The following is a 14739-nucleotide window of genomic DNA, read 5'->3' as shown; positions in this document are numbered from 1 at the left end:
ATACGGCCGGGCAGGCCGCGGTCACCCCGGACGAGAGAAATTTCTCAGGGCCGAGTTAAATACCGCGCTGACTCTTCCTAGAAGCTCGTTGTCCCCAAGCCCGTCGATGTCCTGCGTTACTCGGTACGCAGTGAGGTTGCGAATGGCATCGCGAGTCAGGGCTTCCATGGGAACACCGGGGTTTTCCTGCCGTATCCGCTTCCAGACTGATGCGATCGTCCGTGCAGTTCTTGGGCTGGCAGAAAGATCCGGGCGCTCAATGATTTGCACAAGGGCATCTTGTGTGAGTGGCTCGAGGCTGTTCCAGCCTGGCCCGCGACCATCATTGTGGTCGGCCCCGATTAGATAACCACGCCGCCACAGGACCCCAAATGTATTACGGATACCGCCCGCCCAGCGTTCGCGCTTTCGTCCTGGGAATCGCCAATCGGTCAGATCCGGCATCAAGACCAGAGTGAAGTACGCCCAGACTCCCTTGCGACATGCCTCGCAGGCGGGGATCCCAGCGTCCTCAGCCAGATAGCGGGCGGCGCGAAAATCAAACTGACGGACCTCTTCGTCACCGCGCGTATCCGGAAATCCATGTTCACGGGCGAGCCGGACAAGATCATTCCGGATGCGACGCAGCTTGTCGAAGTTGCACCTTGTCCCGCCAGTGGCCGTAAATGTGGCGGATGGATGGCGCACATCCTCGAACTCGACCGGACCACAGAGCCGAGCGACCTCGTTCCACAATGCGTCGGCGGCAAAGCCGTCAAGTCTGGGGAACAGCTCAACCGTCATGCTGCCCTCCAAACACGGCGAACACTATTGCTTCGAAATCTGCAGGACGCTGCTCGAACATGTCCCGGATTTGCCCCGCTGTCTGGTCGGGGAATGCCGCATCGAGCCACGCGGCAGCAACGGCACCAATGCTGCCGTTTGGGTAATCCTCGGCGCGCAGGGTGAATTCCTCACTGCGGAGCAGGCGGGCCAAAATGTGGCGGACGAGGTCACCTTGCAGGATGGGCATCATAAGGGTGTCCTTGCGCGAAACTGCGTCGAGAACATCCTGCCGCTTGGTGTTAAGGATTACCTGAAACGCCGCTTCAAACCGGTCGTCGAGTCGGCTTTCCTCGAGCCGGAAGTACCAGGGCGCCAAGGCGTACTGTGCTGAAACTTCGGAAAAGTCTCTGGCCTCCATCGGCAGCCTGCCGCCTCCTCCTTCGAGTCGGCACCTGAACTCGTCTTCCCACAATCGGCTGCCCGGAGCCATCGGCGCAAGCCGCTCGATACGCTCTGCGCGTTCGACCGAAAGGACTGTCACAAGGTCGATGTAGCCCTGCAGCTCGGCCCCTTCGAGCTCCAGGGGCCCAATGTCGAGCTGTACGCTCCCGGAGCAATCCCTGAGTGCCCGTTCAAATATGCACTTTCGCAGCTTGAGCTCCCCGGTCGCGGCATATACATGCAACAGAAGACTCGAGGACGGTCCGAGTCCTGTGTCACTCCACAAACCCTCTAGGTCAAGTTCCAGCGTGCGTTGTAGACCGAGACTGACCGAATAATCCCAGTCCGGGAGCAGTTCCGGAAGCACGCACGTACCATCGGTGTCCGGCCCCATCCAGGGCCCAGCTTCAATGCGGGATACACTGGGTCGCAGGAATGGAAATGCGAAGACCTCACTCATCTGCTGCCTCCCGGACCGCTAGACGGGGCCGTACAGCCACGCCGACCGGAACAGTCACCCGAAGCTCTCCTTCGGTTGAGTCTTCGGGCAGGCAAACTTCCAGAGACTCGGATGGCGAATGGTTCTCACCTGACAGATTCCATCCCCGGATTTCCGGCTTGTCGCCATCCGGAGCAATACCGAGCAACTCGCCGCTCCCTTCCGTCACGATGGCGGGGTCCGCGGACAGGACGACGCTGGTTCCCGCACGCCCCACGACCTGGAACCGGAAGGTGGCGACCGTCTTCTGCCCCTCCGCTGCCAGCTTCTCCAGCTTCAGCCCTGACAGTTTCAATGCCCGCGGCTTGCTGTGGCCGCCCTTTGGGCGATGGCGAGGCAGTGCGCGATCGCCGTCCCCCGAGAGAAGAGCGCCTCCGAGCATGTCGGCGGCTGGGGCCAGTCCTTCCGATGCGCCACCGGAAGGGTCGCGCCGCTCGGGGTTCAGCTCATCCATCAGCTCCTTGATACGGGTCAATGCGACGTTGACGTAGGTTCGCTTCGGAGATTTCGGCAATGACCTGGGATTCCAGTCATCATGGGTCGGCGGCTCCGAGGCCGCGAACGCCTGCTCGATCTCCTCGTCGTTACTGCACACAAACACGCCAGCCCATTCGAGGCGGTTGTTGGGCAGCGGCGTTCCTTCGAGATACTTCACGACCAGTTCGGCAGGTCGCATCAAGGCCACATGGCGGCTGACATCCGGGATGGAAATGCCCACATCCCGATCACTGTCGAAGGTCCGTTCCTCGTGAAGGCCGCGCTGATATCCCATCCAGCCCAAGTGCGCTTTCGGTCGCCTGCTTCGAACTTCTCTGGTGTCCCCGTTCGGCGCCGACCGAACCTGTTGAAGGGCCTCTGCATAGAGGTGAAAGGGCGGCGTCGACTCGACCGAGGGAATTTCGCATGGCTGACCCTCCACTTCTAGAGCAAATTCCATGGGGCTCAGGGGCTGGCCGGGCCACGGCACCATCTTCGGCCAGAAGAACCACAGGAACGCCTTCTGGACGTGTTCGGCAAGACCCTCGTGATCGTCCCATTCCACTTCCAGTGTCGGGTCGAGGATCATCACTGATGTACCACTGCGCCCCTTGCGGTCGGGCATCCCCAGCCCGTCCGCAAGGCGGGTGGCTTCCTCGTTTCTGACAGGGTCCACCGCGCCGCCGGCGGGAGCACCCGCTCCCCACCAGTGTCGGCCTGTAAAGCTGCGGCCGGTCTCCGGGTCATAAAATTCTTCGCCCATCCGGCTGGCCATAAAGCGCCGCTCGCTCGTGCCGTCCTCCTCCTGCGTCAGGCTGTCGACCACAACGGTCTGGCAGGAGCCTAGGGAAAAGAGCGAAGACTTTCCGTAACCGTAAGTTCCACCGGAGTGGCTGCCCTCCCTTCTCGGTGCACCGATGTTTCTCAGGAAGCGGACAAATCTGGAGTCCTCTTCCTCGGTCACTTCCGAAGGGCGTGTCTTGCCGGTCAGTCCGTGGGTCCCGAAGTCACAAATTTCGGCAACTCGAATCTCATTTCTCCGGAATAGACCCCGAAGAGGTGACCCGGGGTCAGGCGACAGGTCGCGGAAAACCACCTCCCGTAGAAACCGGTACTCTTCGGGAGACAGGGTTCGAAGTCTGAGAAGGTAAGTCGGCCTGGTGTTCGGAAGGTGGGCATCCCAGCTGTTCTGCACGCTTTCGCGTATTGCGGTCAGGAGCGGTTCAGTTGCCGGCGTTCCTAGCAACCGTCTCGCGCCCTCGCCCGACAAGTTGCCGTAATCGCTGTAAGGCTCGCTGGAGCGGACGACACGAAGGTTATGCATGCACGAATCCCTGGAGAATCTTGTCGCTTTCGTCGCGCGGAACTTCCCATTTCACCACTGCATCGAGGCGAAGGGAGAACGTGATGGAATCAATACCGGGATCGAGTGCGCCGCGGGCAAGCCGATCGGGTGTCAGTCGGGGAAAGTCGGAATCGACTTCGAAGAATCGCCGCGGGCCGGCACTGAAGCGATGGGCCTCCCAGCGGCTGGCCGACAGATTCGAGTAGTCGACCGCCAGCAGGCGTTCCGAAAGTGACGCCGGATCCGAAACTTCCTGATGCAGCGCCTCGACGAGGGCCGGCACGGAGATCTCGCCCTCGGGGTCGGGGACAAGCGTCTGATGAACGAGGTGAAGCCCATTGGGCGGGGGGTCGAGCTGACGGATGCCGTGGATCTCTACCGTGGTTGCTGCGCGCCGCGTGGAGGTCTTCACTTCGAACGAGCGCCCATTGCGATGGAAGTCGTGTTCACCCCCAAGGGGGCCCTCCCATGCGCTCCAGCCCCCCGCGTCCAGCTTCACCAGGTCCCGCAAGAGCATCAGTTCGCCCGCCAGCCCTGCGGCGATTTCGCGGCTGATGGCCTCGCCAGCGCCACCGTCCAACAGGCGCCGGAAATCCATTACCGCGTCCCGCACGGCAGATTGTCCGGAACGCCCCTGGCACATCCGCCGATGAATACTGGCGACCAGTTCCGCGAACACCTGCCGCAGCCGTGGTTCCCGGCAGGTCAGACGGATGACACGCTGACGGCGGCCATCAGTCGACACCGTGCGCGTGACAATTTCCACGTTCCTTCCCGAGAGACCATCGGAGCCCTTTTCGTCAGGCTCGATGGCGACCATCACCGCCGGCGCCCCCGCCTCGCCAAGGGCCAGCATGAAACGATCGCCCAGGCCACACCCCTTCGGCTCGAGCCAGCCATCGTCGCTTTCGCCGACGCGCCGGGCGAGGCTTTCCCAGAACCAGAGGATCTCGGGCGGCGCGAGCTGTTCGTCCGTCTCATGCTCCATCCGGATCATCCTCCTCGTCAGCCACAACCTCGTCCAGGGAGACTGTGATGTAGTGTCCGCTGAAACCTCTTGGATCTTCCGGGAACACAACCCCCATTCCGAGAACGTCGTGCGCCGCACCCAGCGACTGGCGCGTGGTCGACTGCGTGTCCCGCGGTTCGGAATCCTTGTCGATGGGATACAGCAACAGCAGAGGAGGCGGCTCCCCGCCGTACTCCTTCGCTCGATGATCCTTGAGCGCTGGCCAATCCCGCCTCTCGGGAACGGGCCCGGCCGTATCCACCAGGATGTCCATGCGAGACATCAACGCCTTGATGTCGGTGCAATGCTCAAGGGACTTCTGGAGCGCAGCACGGTTGACGAGCCTTAGCGGATCAACCGGCCCAAGGGCCAGGCTTCCCGGTTTCGCGCTGGCGGGCATCATTACCGCCACATTCCAGCGCCTCAGTTCGGCGGACTCGTACTTCTCGATGTACTCCCGCAGTGCCTTGGTGTTGGTGCGAACCTGTTCCCGACAGGTCTGGTAGTTACGCAGGAACTCGAGAATCGCGTCCACCGGTACGTTCCGCACCAGGAACGCATTCTGCCGATGCTCGGTTTGCACACTCGGGTCATCCACCGCCCGTGTCAGAAGGCGGCCACCAGCCTGCCAGTTCCGCTGCAGCCAGGCCGTGTCCCTGTGGTAGAAGCGGATAGTCTGCAGGTGCTCACCGGAATACGACAATGCAGCTTCCTTCGTGTGCTGCATTGCGGGCCGCCGGGTAACCAGCATGCCGGGAACTTTCCGAATGCGGACACCCCAGTCTATCGGGCGTATGGAGCCATCCCGGTAATAGGAAATCTCCTCCCTCAATTCGGCCTCGATCGTCGCCAGCTCACGGAAACTTGACATTGTTGCAGCAGTCATCCAGATCCGCGGCAATTCCTCATAGCCGTGTCGATAACCGAACCAGCGCCCCATCTGCATCAGGGTGTCGTACTGTCGGGCATTGCGCCCGAAATAACTGACGACCAGACCCGGCAAGGTCACTCCTCGGGCCAGCCGGTCACCCCCGATGATGACCGCCCATACAGGTTCTCCGTCCCTGGGAAACTCAAGACGCGTTTCACTCACGTAGTTGTCCTGAGCCACCAGCGTGCGCGCCAGGACCTTGTCCGTTTGCTCCAGGACGGTGTCGGTGGCCAGCGGTTCCCTGCCGAACGCAGTTGCCGGCTGGAGCGGATACTCGCGCTCCCAGATGTCCTTGAGCATCTTGTGCCGGGCCGCTGCCGGAGTATCGCGAAATTGGGCAAGGAAACTCCGGACCGTCAGCTCGAGGTTCTGGTGGGCTTCGGTAAGGCGACTGGTGTGCAGCAGCATCGTTGAATGCACCTCATCACCGTGCGCCGTTCTCGCCGCCGTCGCCAGCACGAACCACAGGAGTGCTTCCTGCAACGACGAGGGCAACCCCTGGTCAGGACCCGCCTCTCCCTTTTCGAGTCCCTGGATGGTCTCGATGTCTTCTTCGCGGATCGTCCGGATAACGTCAACACCGTCACCGGAAGGCCCGGGATCATCGGCCGACAGCAGGTCACGCCCGAACAATCGCTCCGCACCGAAGTAATCCGCGGGCGCGGGAATCGACACAATAAAATCTCGCGGGTACAGGTCGCGGTCGTATTCTTCGTTCCCTTCCGCCCCCGGATTGATCAGGACGTTCGCAAAAGGCGTCGCGGTATACCCGACATAGGAGCACTTGGGCAGACGCCTGAGGATCTCCCGGATGCGCCTGTTGATGGTGGTGGGGTCTTCGTCTGTCTTCTTGGCGACATCAGGGCTAGCCTGGTCGGTCTCGTCATCGATCACCAGGGCCGGCAGCTTCATGCGTGTCGAGAGCGCGGTCTGCTCGAGAAAATCCCTCAACCTCGCAAGAACGTGGGTGTTCTTCTTGACGACGGCAAGGATGCCGCCTTTCCTAGGTTCCACCAAGTTCTGGCGCGTCCCGGCATCGAAATCCTGCTCCCAGGTAGTCAGGTGATCCCAGAGTTCCGGGTGGGCGGCAACCAGATCCTCCTCCATCCGCTCCTGGGTCTGGGTACGCAAGGCATCCGTGACTCCGGCCAGAATAATCACAAGGCGGTAGCCCGAATCCAGGGCCTTGGCAATCACTGCGGTCATGTTGGCCGTCTTGCCGGATTGCACATAGCCGACGACGAGCCCGCGGGCCGAGAACTTTTCCGGTGATTCCGGCGGTGCGAGCCTCGCGACGATGGACGAGGAATGCTCGTCGATCGACTGGACCGAGTCCGCGCTCCAGTGCTTGTCCTCGAGGAGGTGACGTTCAAGACTCGGCCAGAACAGGTCATCCGGTTGCGGGCCGGCATACCAGCGCGTGCGCCCGCGGGCTTCGATGACTGGGACATCGCGTTCCCGGATCGCGGCCATGTCAGCCAGAACCATTTGTTCGATGTCCTCAGCGAGCCGCCAGGCTAACTCCTTGTCGACCTCGAGAAGATCCTCGATCAGTTCCTGAATCTCTTCGCGGGCCTGCTGGGGCGAGCGCGCAGCCCGGAGTTCTTTCCTGAAGCGGTCCTTGAGCTTCTCGACCTGACGCTTGCTAAAGTACTTAGCGGTATCTTCGTCCAATGAAGTGGCCCCTTCTCCGTGTTATCCAGAGAGCATTCTGGGACAAGAATAATGTCCGGCTCTCATCAAGCGCATTCCTGTACTCCTGCTCAGGATCCTACCAGCGTGGGCGCCTAGAAACAGGGCTGTTCCCGTGATCGCCGGGGTCAGACCGATCGCCGGGGTCAGACCTTGCCTTTTGCCCTGCGCTGTCCCTCCCCGAAGCAATCCACCATGCCGTTGATGAAATGCGGCATAGCCCCTTCCCCATCGCCACCGGGGTCGCCTTTGACCGCTGCAACGACGGGGTCTAGCGTCAAAAGGAAGCGGGAGGGAACGGCCCGACGGAATCCGTTGCAATCTCGCGGAATCGCGAAGGAGGCACACCATGCGCAGCGTAGACAACATGCCGGTGCTCGACTGGCAGGACGGCAAGAACGCCATGCGGGCGAAGTTCCAGGTGATGCACGAGGAGCCGGTGGTGCTGAAGATGCCGGCCGACATGGACTGGTCGGTGAACGAGGGCGAATTCGGCTGCACGCTGGACGAGAACGGTATGCCGCGTGACTGCGAAGGCGGCAGTCTTCTGCATCGGCTGGCGGAGCTCAATGACATGCCAGGACTGGAAGACCTAGCGAAGGCCTGCGCCTACTCCAGCTCGCGCGTGGATATCGACGCCGCGGGCTCCCGCATCATCGTGCACGACTGATCGGGCCTGGGTCGTCGGTCCGACCGGCGGCGCTTCTTCAACCTGGAGCGGTGGGCGATGTCAGTGATCCACCACGAGATGGAGATCGACGCCGCTCCGGAGGCGGTGTTCGATCTGATGGCGCGGGTAGAGGCGTTCGCCGCCTACAGCGAGGCTATCGAGTCCATCACCCGCGTCGGGCCCGAGCGCTACCGCTGGAGTGTGCGGGTGGCCGGGGTGCCGCTGGTCTTCGATGTGGAGGTGCTGGTCGCGCTCCCGCCGCGTCTGCTTGGCTGGCGCGCGCTGGCCGGCTTGTCCTGCGAGGGCTGCTACCGGCTGACGCCGAGCGCGCGCGGTACGCATCTGGAACTGGCCGTGCGCTGCGGCGACGAGAATCCCCTGACCGACGGCCTGCTCGGCCTGGCGGCCCACCCGTTGCTGGATGCGCTGGGGGCGGAGGTGGTGCGCAACGCCTGGCCGCGCCTCCACGGGCCATGAGCCCTAGTGCTCCGCGTGAAACTCGCGGTATTCGTCGAGGAAGGCGAGGCGGGTGGTGTCGGTGACGCGGTCGATGAACAGGGTGCCATCGAGGTGGTCGATCTCGTGCTGGAAGACGGTGGCGAGGAAGCCTTCGGGTTCCAGGTGGCGGGGCGTGCCGTCGGGCTCGCGGTAGTCCACGGCGATGTGGCGCGGCCGGGCGACCCCCCCGCGCAGGCCCGGTACGGAGAGGCAGCCTTCCCAGTAGCGTTGCGGGGTCGGGTCAAGCACGGTGACCACGGGGTTCACCAGCACCAGACGGCCGGTCGGCACGGCGCCGGGGGTAGCGGGTATTGCCCGGCTGGATCTCGATCACAGCCACGCGTTGCGGAACGCCGATCTGGGCAGCAGCCAGGCCGAGGCCTTCGTTGGCGTGCATGGTATCGACGAGGTCGTCCACCAGGGCGTAGAGCCCGGGGCTGTCAAAGTCCGAGTCGGGTACCGGGTCGCAGACGCGACGCAGATCGGGGTGCCCCATACGCAGAATACGGCGAACGCTCATGGCATCATCAATGGTGCCACAGCGACGAAGAACGTTCGCTGCCCGGCGCATTTGAAGAGGAAATGACCTGGCCGGCTGCCACCTTTCCGGAGTCGTATCCCAAGGTCCTTGTACAGGTCGAGAAGGTAGTAACTCCCCACGATTACGGGAGGGCGTGACATGAGTGATTATCGCAAGGCAGACAGGAGGGTCGAGGTTTCGGTTGGCGAATCGGTCCGGATCCTGCGTGAGCTTCAGGAAATGAGCCAGAACGATCTGGCGAATGCCTCCGGGATCCCCCAGTCGACCATTTCGGCCATCGAGAATGACCGTGTACGTCTCGGTGTTGATCGTGCCAAGGTCCTGGCAAGGGCATTGCGCTGCCACCCCGCCGTACTCGTATTCCCGGGCTGGAATGTCGAGCATGAGTCGGCCGCATAGCCATCAAGCCATTGGGGGCGCTCAAAGTCGGATCAGGTACCAGGCCGAAGGCACGACGCACGTCGGGGGTCCACGCGCAGAATACGGCGAACGCTCATGGGAAGGATGGTGCCACAGGAGAGATAATGGTGGCCGGGGACGGAATCGAACCGCCGACACGGGGATTTTCAATCCCCTGCTCTACCGACTGAGCTACCCGGCCATTTTCGGAGGGATCCGCCCGTTGGGCGAAGGGCGGTATTAAAGCGGTCCGGGGCGGCTACGTCAAGCAGCCGCCGAGCCGCCGGGAATCAGGACTGGTTCGGGTCGACGAAGCCTTCCGGCTTTTCCGAGCCTTCGCCGAACAGGAACTTTTCCATTTCCTCTTCGAGGAACTTGCGCGCCTTGGGGTCGACCGGGGTCAGGCGGTATTCGTTGATCAGCATGGTCTGGTGGCTCAGCCAGGCCTGCCAGGCCTCCTTGGACACGTTCAGGTAGATCTTCTTGCCCATCTCGCCGGGATAGGGCGGGAAGTCCAGGCCTTCGGCCTCCTGGCCAAGTTTCACGCAGTTAACGGTTCGTGCCATTGCCGGAATCCTTGTGTTCGTGCAGATAACGCTGGATGGGAGCCGGGATGCCGACCGCCCGTGATGTGCCGGGTTTATACCAAATCGCCCTGTCGCCTTCCATGATCCCACACGCGTTCGGCGGGAGGTGGTAGCGGTGGATGCGCAGATCGAGGTGGTAGTGGCTGAAGGTGTGACGCAGCCCGATGGTCTCGTTTGCCTCGGCCTGTGGCCACTGGGTGCGCACCCAGGCGTCGAGTTCGGGCGCCTCGGCGGCTTCGGGGAGGCTGTACAGTCCGCCCCAGATGCCCTGTGCCGCGCGTTGTACCAGCAGGCTCCCCTGCGCGGTCTGCAGGTGGGCGGCGTGGCGAATCCGTGTGGGCAGGTCCTTGCGCGGGCGCGGCGCGGGCAGCTCTCCGGTCCGGCCTTGCGCAAGTGCCTGGCAGTCGCTGGCCACGGGGCAATGCCGGCAGTCCGGGCGGGTGCGCGTACACAGCAGGGCGCCGAGGTCCATGATGGCCTGGGTGTAGTCGGCGCAGCGGGTGGCCGGGGTGCGTGCCTCCGCCTCGGCCCACAGCGCGCGCTGGACGGCCGGGTTGCCGGGCCAGCCTTCGATGGTCGCGTGCCGGGCGAGGACGCGCTTGGCGTTGCCGTCCAGGATGGGCTCCGGACGGTCGTGCGCCTGGGCGATGATCGCGGCCGCTGTGGAGCGTCCGATGCCGGGTAGCTCCTCCAGGGCCTCGCGCGTGTCCGGAAAGCTCCCTCCATGCTCGCTGGCGATCTGCTGCGCGGCGCGATGCAGGTTGCGGGCGCGGGCGTAGTAGCCGAGTCCGGACCACAGGTGCAGGACCGTGTCCTGGTCGGCGGCCGCGAGTGCTTCGACGTCGGGGAAGTGTTCCATGAAACGCTGGAAGTACGGGATCACCGTCTCCACGCGCGTTTGCTGCAGCATGATCTCGGAGACCCAGACGCGATAGGGCGTGCGCGGGTGCTGCCAGGGGAGGTCGCTGCGTCCGTGCTGGTCGAACCAGCCGAGCAGGCGTTCGGCAAAGGGGGTCATCGCGGGGGTATTGAAACGAAGTGGCCGACCTCGAAGGCCGGCCACTTGAATGCCGAGTTCGCCGGCACGATTACCGCAGGCGCTCGCGCAGGCCGCGCTCCAGCTCGCGGCGCAGGTCGCGCTCGCCGGATTCTTCGGACTCGCCTTCGGCGTCGTCGCTGCGATCACTGTCGAGGCGCTGCATCAGGCGATCCCGCAGGCGGTCTTCTTCTTCGCGCAGGCGGTCGCGTACATCACCCTCGAAGCGCTCGCGCAGGATGTCTTCCAGGTCGAGGCGGAAACTCGGGTCGCCAAAGGTACCTGTAATTCGGATCGGCAGGCGGATGCCGCTCAGGTCTTCCAGGGGGCGTCCGCCCTGGCCCTCGAGGGTGCCAACGATCGTGGTGTTCACGAGATAGTCGAGGGTGTCGTCCGTGAGGTCGGCGCTGCCCTCGCCGCGTATGCGCAGGAGCGGGGAGTTGGCGACCAGGTCGTCGTTGTGCACGACGCCATCGCGAATATCGAAGGTGCCGGTCAGGTCGCTGAAGTCGGTCTGGTTGGGTTCGTCTTCTTCCAGCTGCTCGCCGCGCAGGCGTGCCTCTGCCCGACGGATCACCTGGGCGACGTTGATGCCGCGCACGGCACCGTCGGAGAACTGCATGGAGCCGGAGCCGTTCAGCGCGCTGCGCAGTGCGTTTACCGTGTTGCCACGGGTGGCGATATCCAGTTCCAGGTCGCCGATGCCCATGAGTCGCGCGTCGTCGCCCTGCATATCCTCCAGCAGCGCACCGATGTCCAGGTCGGCCAGGTCGGCCGCCAGTTCGTAGCGCGGGGTGTCTTCGCGTACGTCGACCCGCACTCGGCTGCTTAGCTGGCCTTCATAGGCCTGCGCTTCCAGCGGGTCGATGCGCCAGTCGCCTTCGTTGGCGCGGATCTCCAGCTGGATGTTGCGCATCACCATGCCCAGGGCTTCCAGGCGTTCCAGCGCCATTTCGCCCCGTACGTCGATCCCGCGCAGCAGCTCTACCGGCAGGTCAATGGCGATGTCGTCATCGTCATCGCGTTCGCCATTGGAGGGGCCACCCTCGGTGCGGGCCCGTTCCACTTCGGGCGGCAGGTAGCGATCAAGGTTGAGCTCGTTGCCGCTCAGATTGAAGTCGAAAAGGGGCCGCTCGCCACTGGTGTCCCAGCGGGCATTGCCGGTCAGCCGGGTGTCATCGACCGTGATCAGGAATGGGTTCAGTTCCAGCGATGTCAGACTGCCACTGGCCGACAGGTCCAGCGCCACACGTTTGAACGCGTCCGGATCGTTGGTTTGGGGTGGCTCGAGCCCGAGACCTTCCATCAGGTCCGGCACCGAGAAGGTGTTGCTGCGCAGTTCGCTGCGCACGGAGAGCTCTTCGCCGGCGCCCAGTCCGGCCAGCTCGATCAAGCCCGTCAGCCGTGCATCGCCAAGGCCCGCAGTTACGCGTTCAAAGCGCATCTTGGTCTCGTCGGCGACTTCCAGCGCGACGTCGGTTTCCAGCGAGATGCCGACCGGCCGCGGCAGCCCGGCGCCCTCCACGCCAAGGTTCGCGTTCAGGCGGCGGATGGAATAGCGATTGCTCAGGAGGTCCACATTCATCAGGCCCCCAAGGTCCATCGCGAACTCCACCGGCTCGTCCAGCTCACCGCCCTCGGCACGGATCACGGCCTCCATCTCAAGCGGCGTCTCCACGCCGGGGCGGAAGCGCCCGACCTCCAGGCGGAAGGGGTCCAGTGTGGCCTGCAGCCCCGTCATGCGGTCGTCCCAGTGCACCCGGGTGTTGGTCAGGGTTACGCCAGCGATACCGATACGTTCCATGGCCAGGCGTGATTCGGTCGCGGTGCGTTCCTCGCCGTTGTCGCCGGTGACGGCGTCGTCGCGGGCCTTCTCGGCGCGTTCGGTCAGGTCCTCCCAGTTGGTGCGCCCGTCTTCGTCGCGCGCCAGGTTCAGGCGTACGCCATCACCCTCGATGTGGCGCACGTCCAGCTCGCGGCGCAGCAGCGGCATCACCGCAACGGAGACATCAACGACATCCAGTTCGGCGAAGGGGTCGTCGCCAAAGCCCTCGGCGTTGCCGAAGCGAACCTCTTCCAGGCGCAGACCGAGGTTGGGGAAGAAGGTCAGGCCGATCGGGCCCTCCAGGGTCAGTTCGCGGCCGGTGGCGTCGCGGACTTCGGCCTCGATGCGTTCCTTGTAGTCGTTGGCGTCGAAGGTCGCGACCAGGTAGATCGCGACGATCACGACCAGCAGCAACAGGATCGCGATCAGGGCCAGCAGGCGCTTGATCCATTTCATCGGGGTTCTCCTTGCGTCGTGTCCGCCCGCCAGGTGCCGCTGCGGCCGCCACGCTTCTCCAACAGGCGCACGCCATCGATCACCATGCCGCGGTCCACGGCCTTGCACATGTCATACACCGTCAGCAGTGCGGTGGAGACCGCAGTCAGGGCCTCCATCTCCACGCCCGTTTTGGCATGGACCTCGCAGGTCGCCTGCACACGGACGGCGGTACTCTCGATATCCAGTTCCAGGGCCACACGCGTCAAACCGATCGGGTGGCACAGCGGGATCAGGTCACCGGTACGCTTGGCGCCCATGATACCCGCGACGCGGGCGATCCCCAGAACGTCCCCCTTGGCATGGCGGCCTTCGCGGATCCGCTGCAGGGTTTCCGGCTGCATGTAGATGCGGCCTTCGGCAATCGCGACCCGGTGGGTGACCGACTTGCCGCCGACATCGACCATGTGTGCATGGCCTTCGGCATCAAAGTGAGTGAGATCGTTCATCGTCGTTATAATGCTTGACTTGAACCCGTGATGACAGGGGCCCGCATGACCGTAACCGTTCACTACTTTGCACGCCTGCGCGAGGAAATGGGGCGCGCCGACGAGCAGGCCGAGCTGCCCACCGAATCGATCTCCGTGGGCGATCTCTGGCGGCATCTGCATGGGGGTGCCCCGCCGGAACGCCTGATGGTGGCGGTCAACCAGGAGCAGGCGGCGCTGGATACACTGGTGCGGGACGGCGACGAGGTCGCCTATTTTCCTCCGGTGACCGGGGGCTGAGGTGGCGGTCGAGCTCTACAGCGAAGACTTCGACCCGTGGGCGCTGGTTGCCCGTGCCGAGCGGGACATCCCGGCCGAGGCGCGCGGGGCGGCCAGTGTGTTTGTCGGGCGTATGCGCGACTTCAACGAAGACGACACCGTGACCGGACTGTTCCTGGAGCACTATCCCGGCATGACCGAGCGCGAACTGGAGCGCATCGTCGCCGAGGCCGAGTCGCGCTGGCCGCTGCTGGGCTGCCTGGTCGCGCATCGCGTAGGGGACGTTCGGCCCGGTGATGCCCTGGTGCTCGTGGCCACCTGGTCCGCACACCGGATCGCGGCGCGCGACGCCTGCTCCGACATCCTCGAGCGCCTGAAGCACGAGGCCCCGTTCTGGAAGCGCGAACGCCTCGCCGACGGCAGCGACCGCTGGGTCGAGAAAAACACCCCCGGTTTCTGATCCTTCCGCCCCCGGAGGCTGTCTGAAAGCCCCGGTCATCCCGGCCGCAGCGAGGCGGCAGAATCTCTGTAGATACCGTCTTGCCCTACGGGGTGCAAGGGGTTTCATGGCGGGCTTGATACGGGGTTTGGGATTTGAGCACACCGAAGGCGATGTGCAGGAGTTTGCGCATAGCCGCCCCGATCGCCGACATCTTGGCCTTGCCGCGTGTCAGCAGACGTTGATGCTGGTGTCGCACGTCCGGGTTGTACCGGGTCGCCACCACCGCCGCCATGTAGAGCGCCTTGCGCAGTCGGCTGGAACCGATCTTCGCCAACCGCGAGGGCCGCCGGACCGTGGTCCCCGATTCTTCCAGGACCGGT

General features: G+C 63.9%; 15 protein-coding genes, 1 tRNA gene and 1 pseudogene. 5 read left to right on the top strand and 12 right to left on the bottom strand.

Annotation, left to right across the window (positions count from 1 at the left end; genetic code table 11):
- Positions 1–21 precede the first annotated feature (21 nt).
- From F813_RS13905 to F813_RS0102850, 5 genes are all read right to left on the bottom strand, one after another.
- Positions 22–783 carry a hypothetical protein gene (locus F813_RS13905; protein ID WP_081601277.1) on the bottom strand — a complete coding sequence of 254 codons (762 nt, stop codon included), beginning with the start codon at positions 781–783 and terminating at the stop codon, positions 22–24.
- Positions 773–1666 (bottom strand): hypothetical protein, encoded by an 894-nt coding sequence (locus F813_RS0102865; RefSeq protein ID WP_017925482.1) that lies wholly within the window; start codon positions 1664–1666, stop codon positions 773–775. Before F813_RS0102865 ends, F813_RS13905 begins: the two co-directional genes overlap by 11 nt.
- Positions 1659–3146 carry a hypothetical protein gene (locus F813_RS0102860; protein ID WP_017925481.1) on the bottom strand — a complete coding sequence of 496 codons (1488 nt, stop codon included), beginning with the start codon at positions 3144–3146 and terminating at the stop codon, positions 1659–1661. Before F813_RS0102860 ends, F813_RS0102865 begins: the two co-directional genes overlap by 8 nt.
- A 352-nt stretch (positions 3147–3498) precedes the next feature.
- Positions 3499–4515 carry a PD-(D/E)XK motif protein gene (locus F813_RS0102855; RefSeq protein WP_017925480.1) on the bottom strand — a complete coding sequence of 339 codons (1017 nt, stop codon included), beginning with the start codon at positions 4513–4515 and terminating at the stop codon, positions 3499–3501.
- Positions 4505–7141 carry a Z1 domain-containing protein gene (locus F813_RS0102850; RefSeq protein ID WP_017925479.1) on the bottom strand — a complete coding sequence of 879 codons (2637 nt, stop codon included), beginning with the start codon at positions 7139–7141 and terminating at the stop codon, positions 4505–4507. The genes F813_RS0102855 and F813_RS0102850 overlap by 11 nt, the downstream gene beginning before the upstream one ends.
- Positions 7142–7508: 367 nt before the next feature.
- Between F813_RS0102850 and F813_RS0102845 the strand changes: the two genes are divergently transcribed.
- Together F813_RS0102845 and F813_RS0102840 are read left to right on the top strand one after the other, a co-directional pair.
- Positions 7509–7829 carry a hypothetical protein gene (locus F813_RS0102845; RefSeq protein WP_017925478.1) on the top strand — a complete coding sequence of 107 codons (321 nt, stop codon included), beginning with the start codon at positions 7509–7511 and terminating at the stop codon, positions 7827–7829.
- 57 nt (positions 7830–7886) lie between these two features.
- Positions 7887–8306: an SRPBCC family protein gene (locus tag F813_RS0102840; RefSeq protein WP_017925477.1), complete on the top strand. Its 420-nt coding sequence runs from the start codon at positions 7887–7889 to the stop codon at positions 8304–8306.
- A 3-nt stretch (positions 8307–8309) separates the two neighbouring features.
- On the opposite strand, the pseudogene def reads toward F813_RS0102840, so the two are convergent.
- Positions 8310–8847: pseudogene (gene def, locus F813_RS13515) on the bottom strand (peptide deformylase).
- A gap of 159 nt (positions 8848–9006) precedes the next feature.
- Here def and F813_RS0102830 point away from each other — a divergent pair.
- Positions 9007–9267 carry a helix-turn-helix domain-containing protein gene (locus tag F813_RS0102830; protein WP_017925475.1) on the top strand — a complete coding sequence of 87 codons (261 nt, stop codon included), beginning with the start codon at positions 9007–9009 and terminating at the stop codon, positions 9265–9267.
- Between the two features lie 126 nt (positions 9268–9393).
- Here the strand turns inward: F813_RS0102830 and F813_RS0102825 are convergent.
- The 5 genes from F813_RS0102825 to moaC all read right to left on the bottom strand — a co-directional run bounded on the left by F813_RS0102825 (position 9394) and on the right by moaC (position 13659).
- A tRNA-Phe gene (locus F813_RS0102825) sits at positions 9394–9469 on the bottom strand.
- Positions 9470–9557: 88 nt separating this feature from the next.
- Complete coding sequence (locus F813_RS0102820) at positions 9558–9833, bottom strand: oxidative damage protection protein (RefSeq protein WP_038059951.1); 276 nt, start codon at positions 9831–9833, stop codon at positions 9558–9560.
- A complete protein-coding gene (mutY, locus tag F813_RS0102815) occupies positions 9817–10872 on the bottom strand; it encodes an A/G-specific adenine glycosylase (protein WP_017925473.1) in 1056 nt (351 codons plus the stop codon). The genes F813_RS0102820 and mutY overlap by 17 nt, the downstream gene beginning before the upstream one ends.
- A gap of 70 nt (positions 10873–10942) precedes the next feature.
- Positions 10943–13171, bottom strand: coding sequence for an AsmA family protein (locus F813_RS0102810; RefSeq protein WP_017925472.1), 2229 nt, complete (start codon positions 13169–13171; stop codon positions 10943–10945).
- On the bottom strand, positions 13168–13659 hold the full coding sequence (gene moaC / locus F813_RS0102805) for a cyclic pyranopterin monophosphate synthase MoaC (RefSeq protein WP_017925471.1): 492 nt from the start codon (positions 13657–13659) through the stop codon (positions 13168–13170). Before moaC ends, F813_RS0102810 begins: the two co-directional genes overlap by 4 nt.
- 45 nt (positions 13660–13704) lie before the next feature.
- On the opposite strand from moaC, the gene moaD reads away from it, so the two are divergent.
- A complete protein-coding gene (gene moaD / locus F813_RS0102800; protein WP_017925470.1) occupies positions 13705–13938 on the top strand; it encodes a molybdopterin converting factor subunit 1 in 234 nt (77 codons plus the stop codon).
- Between the two features lies 1 nt (position 13939).
- The gene (locus F813_RS0102795; protein ID WP_012983842.1) at positions 13940–14377 is read left to right on the top strand and encodes a molybdenum cofactor biosynthesis protein MoaE; all 438 of its coding nucleotides are present in this window, start codon (positions 13940–13942) and stop codon (positions 14375–14377) included.
- Positions 14378–14462: 85 nt separating this feature from the next.
- Here the strand turns inward: F813_RS0102795 and F813_RS0102790 are convergent.
- Positions 14463–14739: transposase (locus F813_RS0102790; protein ID WP_026148115.1), on the bottom strand; the 277-nt coding region annotated here is incomplete at its 5' end.

Source organism: Thioalkalivibrio sp. HL-Eb18 (genome assembly GCF_000364985.1).
GTDB lineage: Bacteria > Pseudomonadota > Gammaproteobacteria > Ectothiorhodospirales > Ectothiorhodospiraceae > Thioalkalivibrio.
Note: the sequence above shows the minus strand (reverse complement) of the source record. Positions and strands in the feature narration are given on the sequence as shown.

What these genes read in the sequence shown, in the direction of transcription:
- F813_RS13905 (WP_081601277.1), bottom strand. Translation starts at nt 783, where the DNA reads ATGACGGTTGAGCTGTTCCCCAGACTTGACGGCTTTGCCGCCGACGCA.
- F813_RS0102865 (WP_017925482.1), bottom strand. Translation starts at nt 1,666, where the DNA reads ATGAGTGAGGTCTTCGCATTTCCATTCCTGCGACCCAGTGTATCCCGC.
- F813_RS0102855 (WP_017925480.1), bottom strand. Translation starts at nt 4,515, where the DNA reads ATGGAGCATGAGACGGACGAACAGCTCGCGCCGCCCGAGATCCTCTGG.
- F813_RS0102845 (WP_017925478.1), top strand. Translation starts at nt 7,509, where the DNA reads ATGCGCAGCGTAGACAACATGCCGGTGCTCGACTGGCAGGACGGCAAG.
- F813_RS0102840 (WP_017925477.1), top strand. Translation starts at nt 7,887, where the DNA reads ATGTCAGTGATCCACCACGAGATGGAGATCGACGCCGCTCCGGAGGCG.
- F813_RS0102830 (WP_017925475.1), top strand. Translation starts at nt 9,007, where the DNA reads ATGAGTGATTATCGCAAGGCAGACAGGAGGGTCGAGGTTTCGGTTGGC.
- F813_RS0102820 (WP_038059951.1), bottom strand. Translation starts at nt 9,833, where the DNA reads ATGGCACGAACCGTTAACTGCGTGAAACTTGGCCAGGAGGCCGAAGGC.
- mutY (WP_017925473.1), bottom strand. Translation starts at nt 10,872, where the DNA reads ATGACCCCCTTTGCCGAACGCCTGCTCGGCTGGTTCGACCAGCACGGA.
- F813_RS0102810 (WP_017925472.1), bottom strand. Translation starts at nt 13,171, where the DNA reads ATGAAATGGATCAAGCGCCTGCTGGCCCTGATCGCGATCCTGTTGCTG.
- moaC (WP_017925471.1), bottom strand. Translation starts at nt 13,659, where the DNA reads ATGAACGATCTCACTCACTTTGATGCCGAAGGCCATGCACACATGGTC.
- moaD (WP_017925470.1), top strand. Translation starts at nt 13,705, where the DNA reads ATGACCGTAACCGTTCACTACTTTGCACGCCTGCGCGAGGAAATGGGG.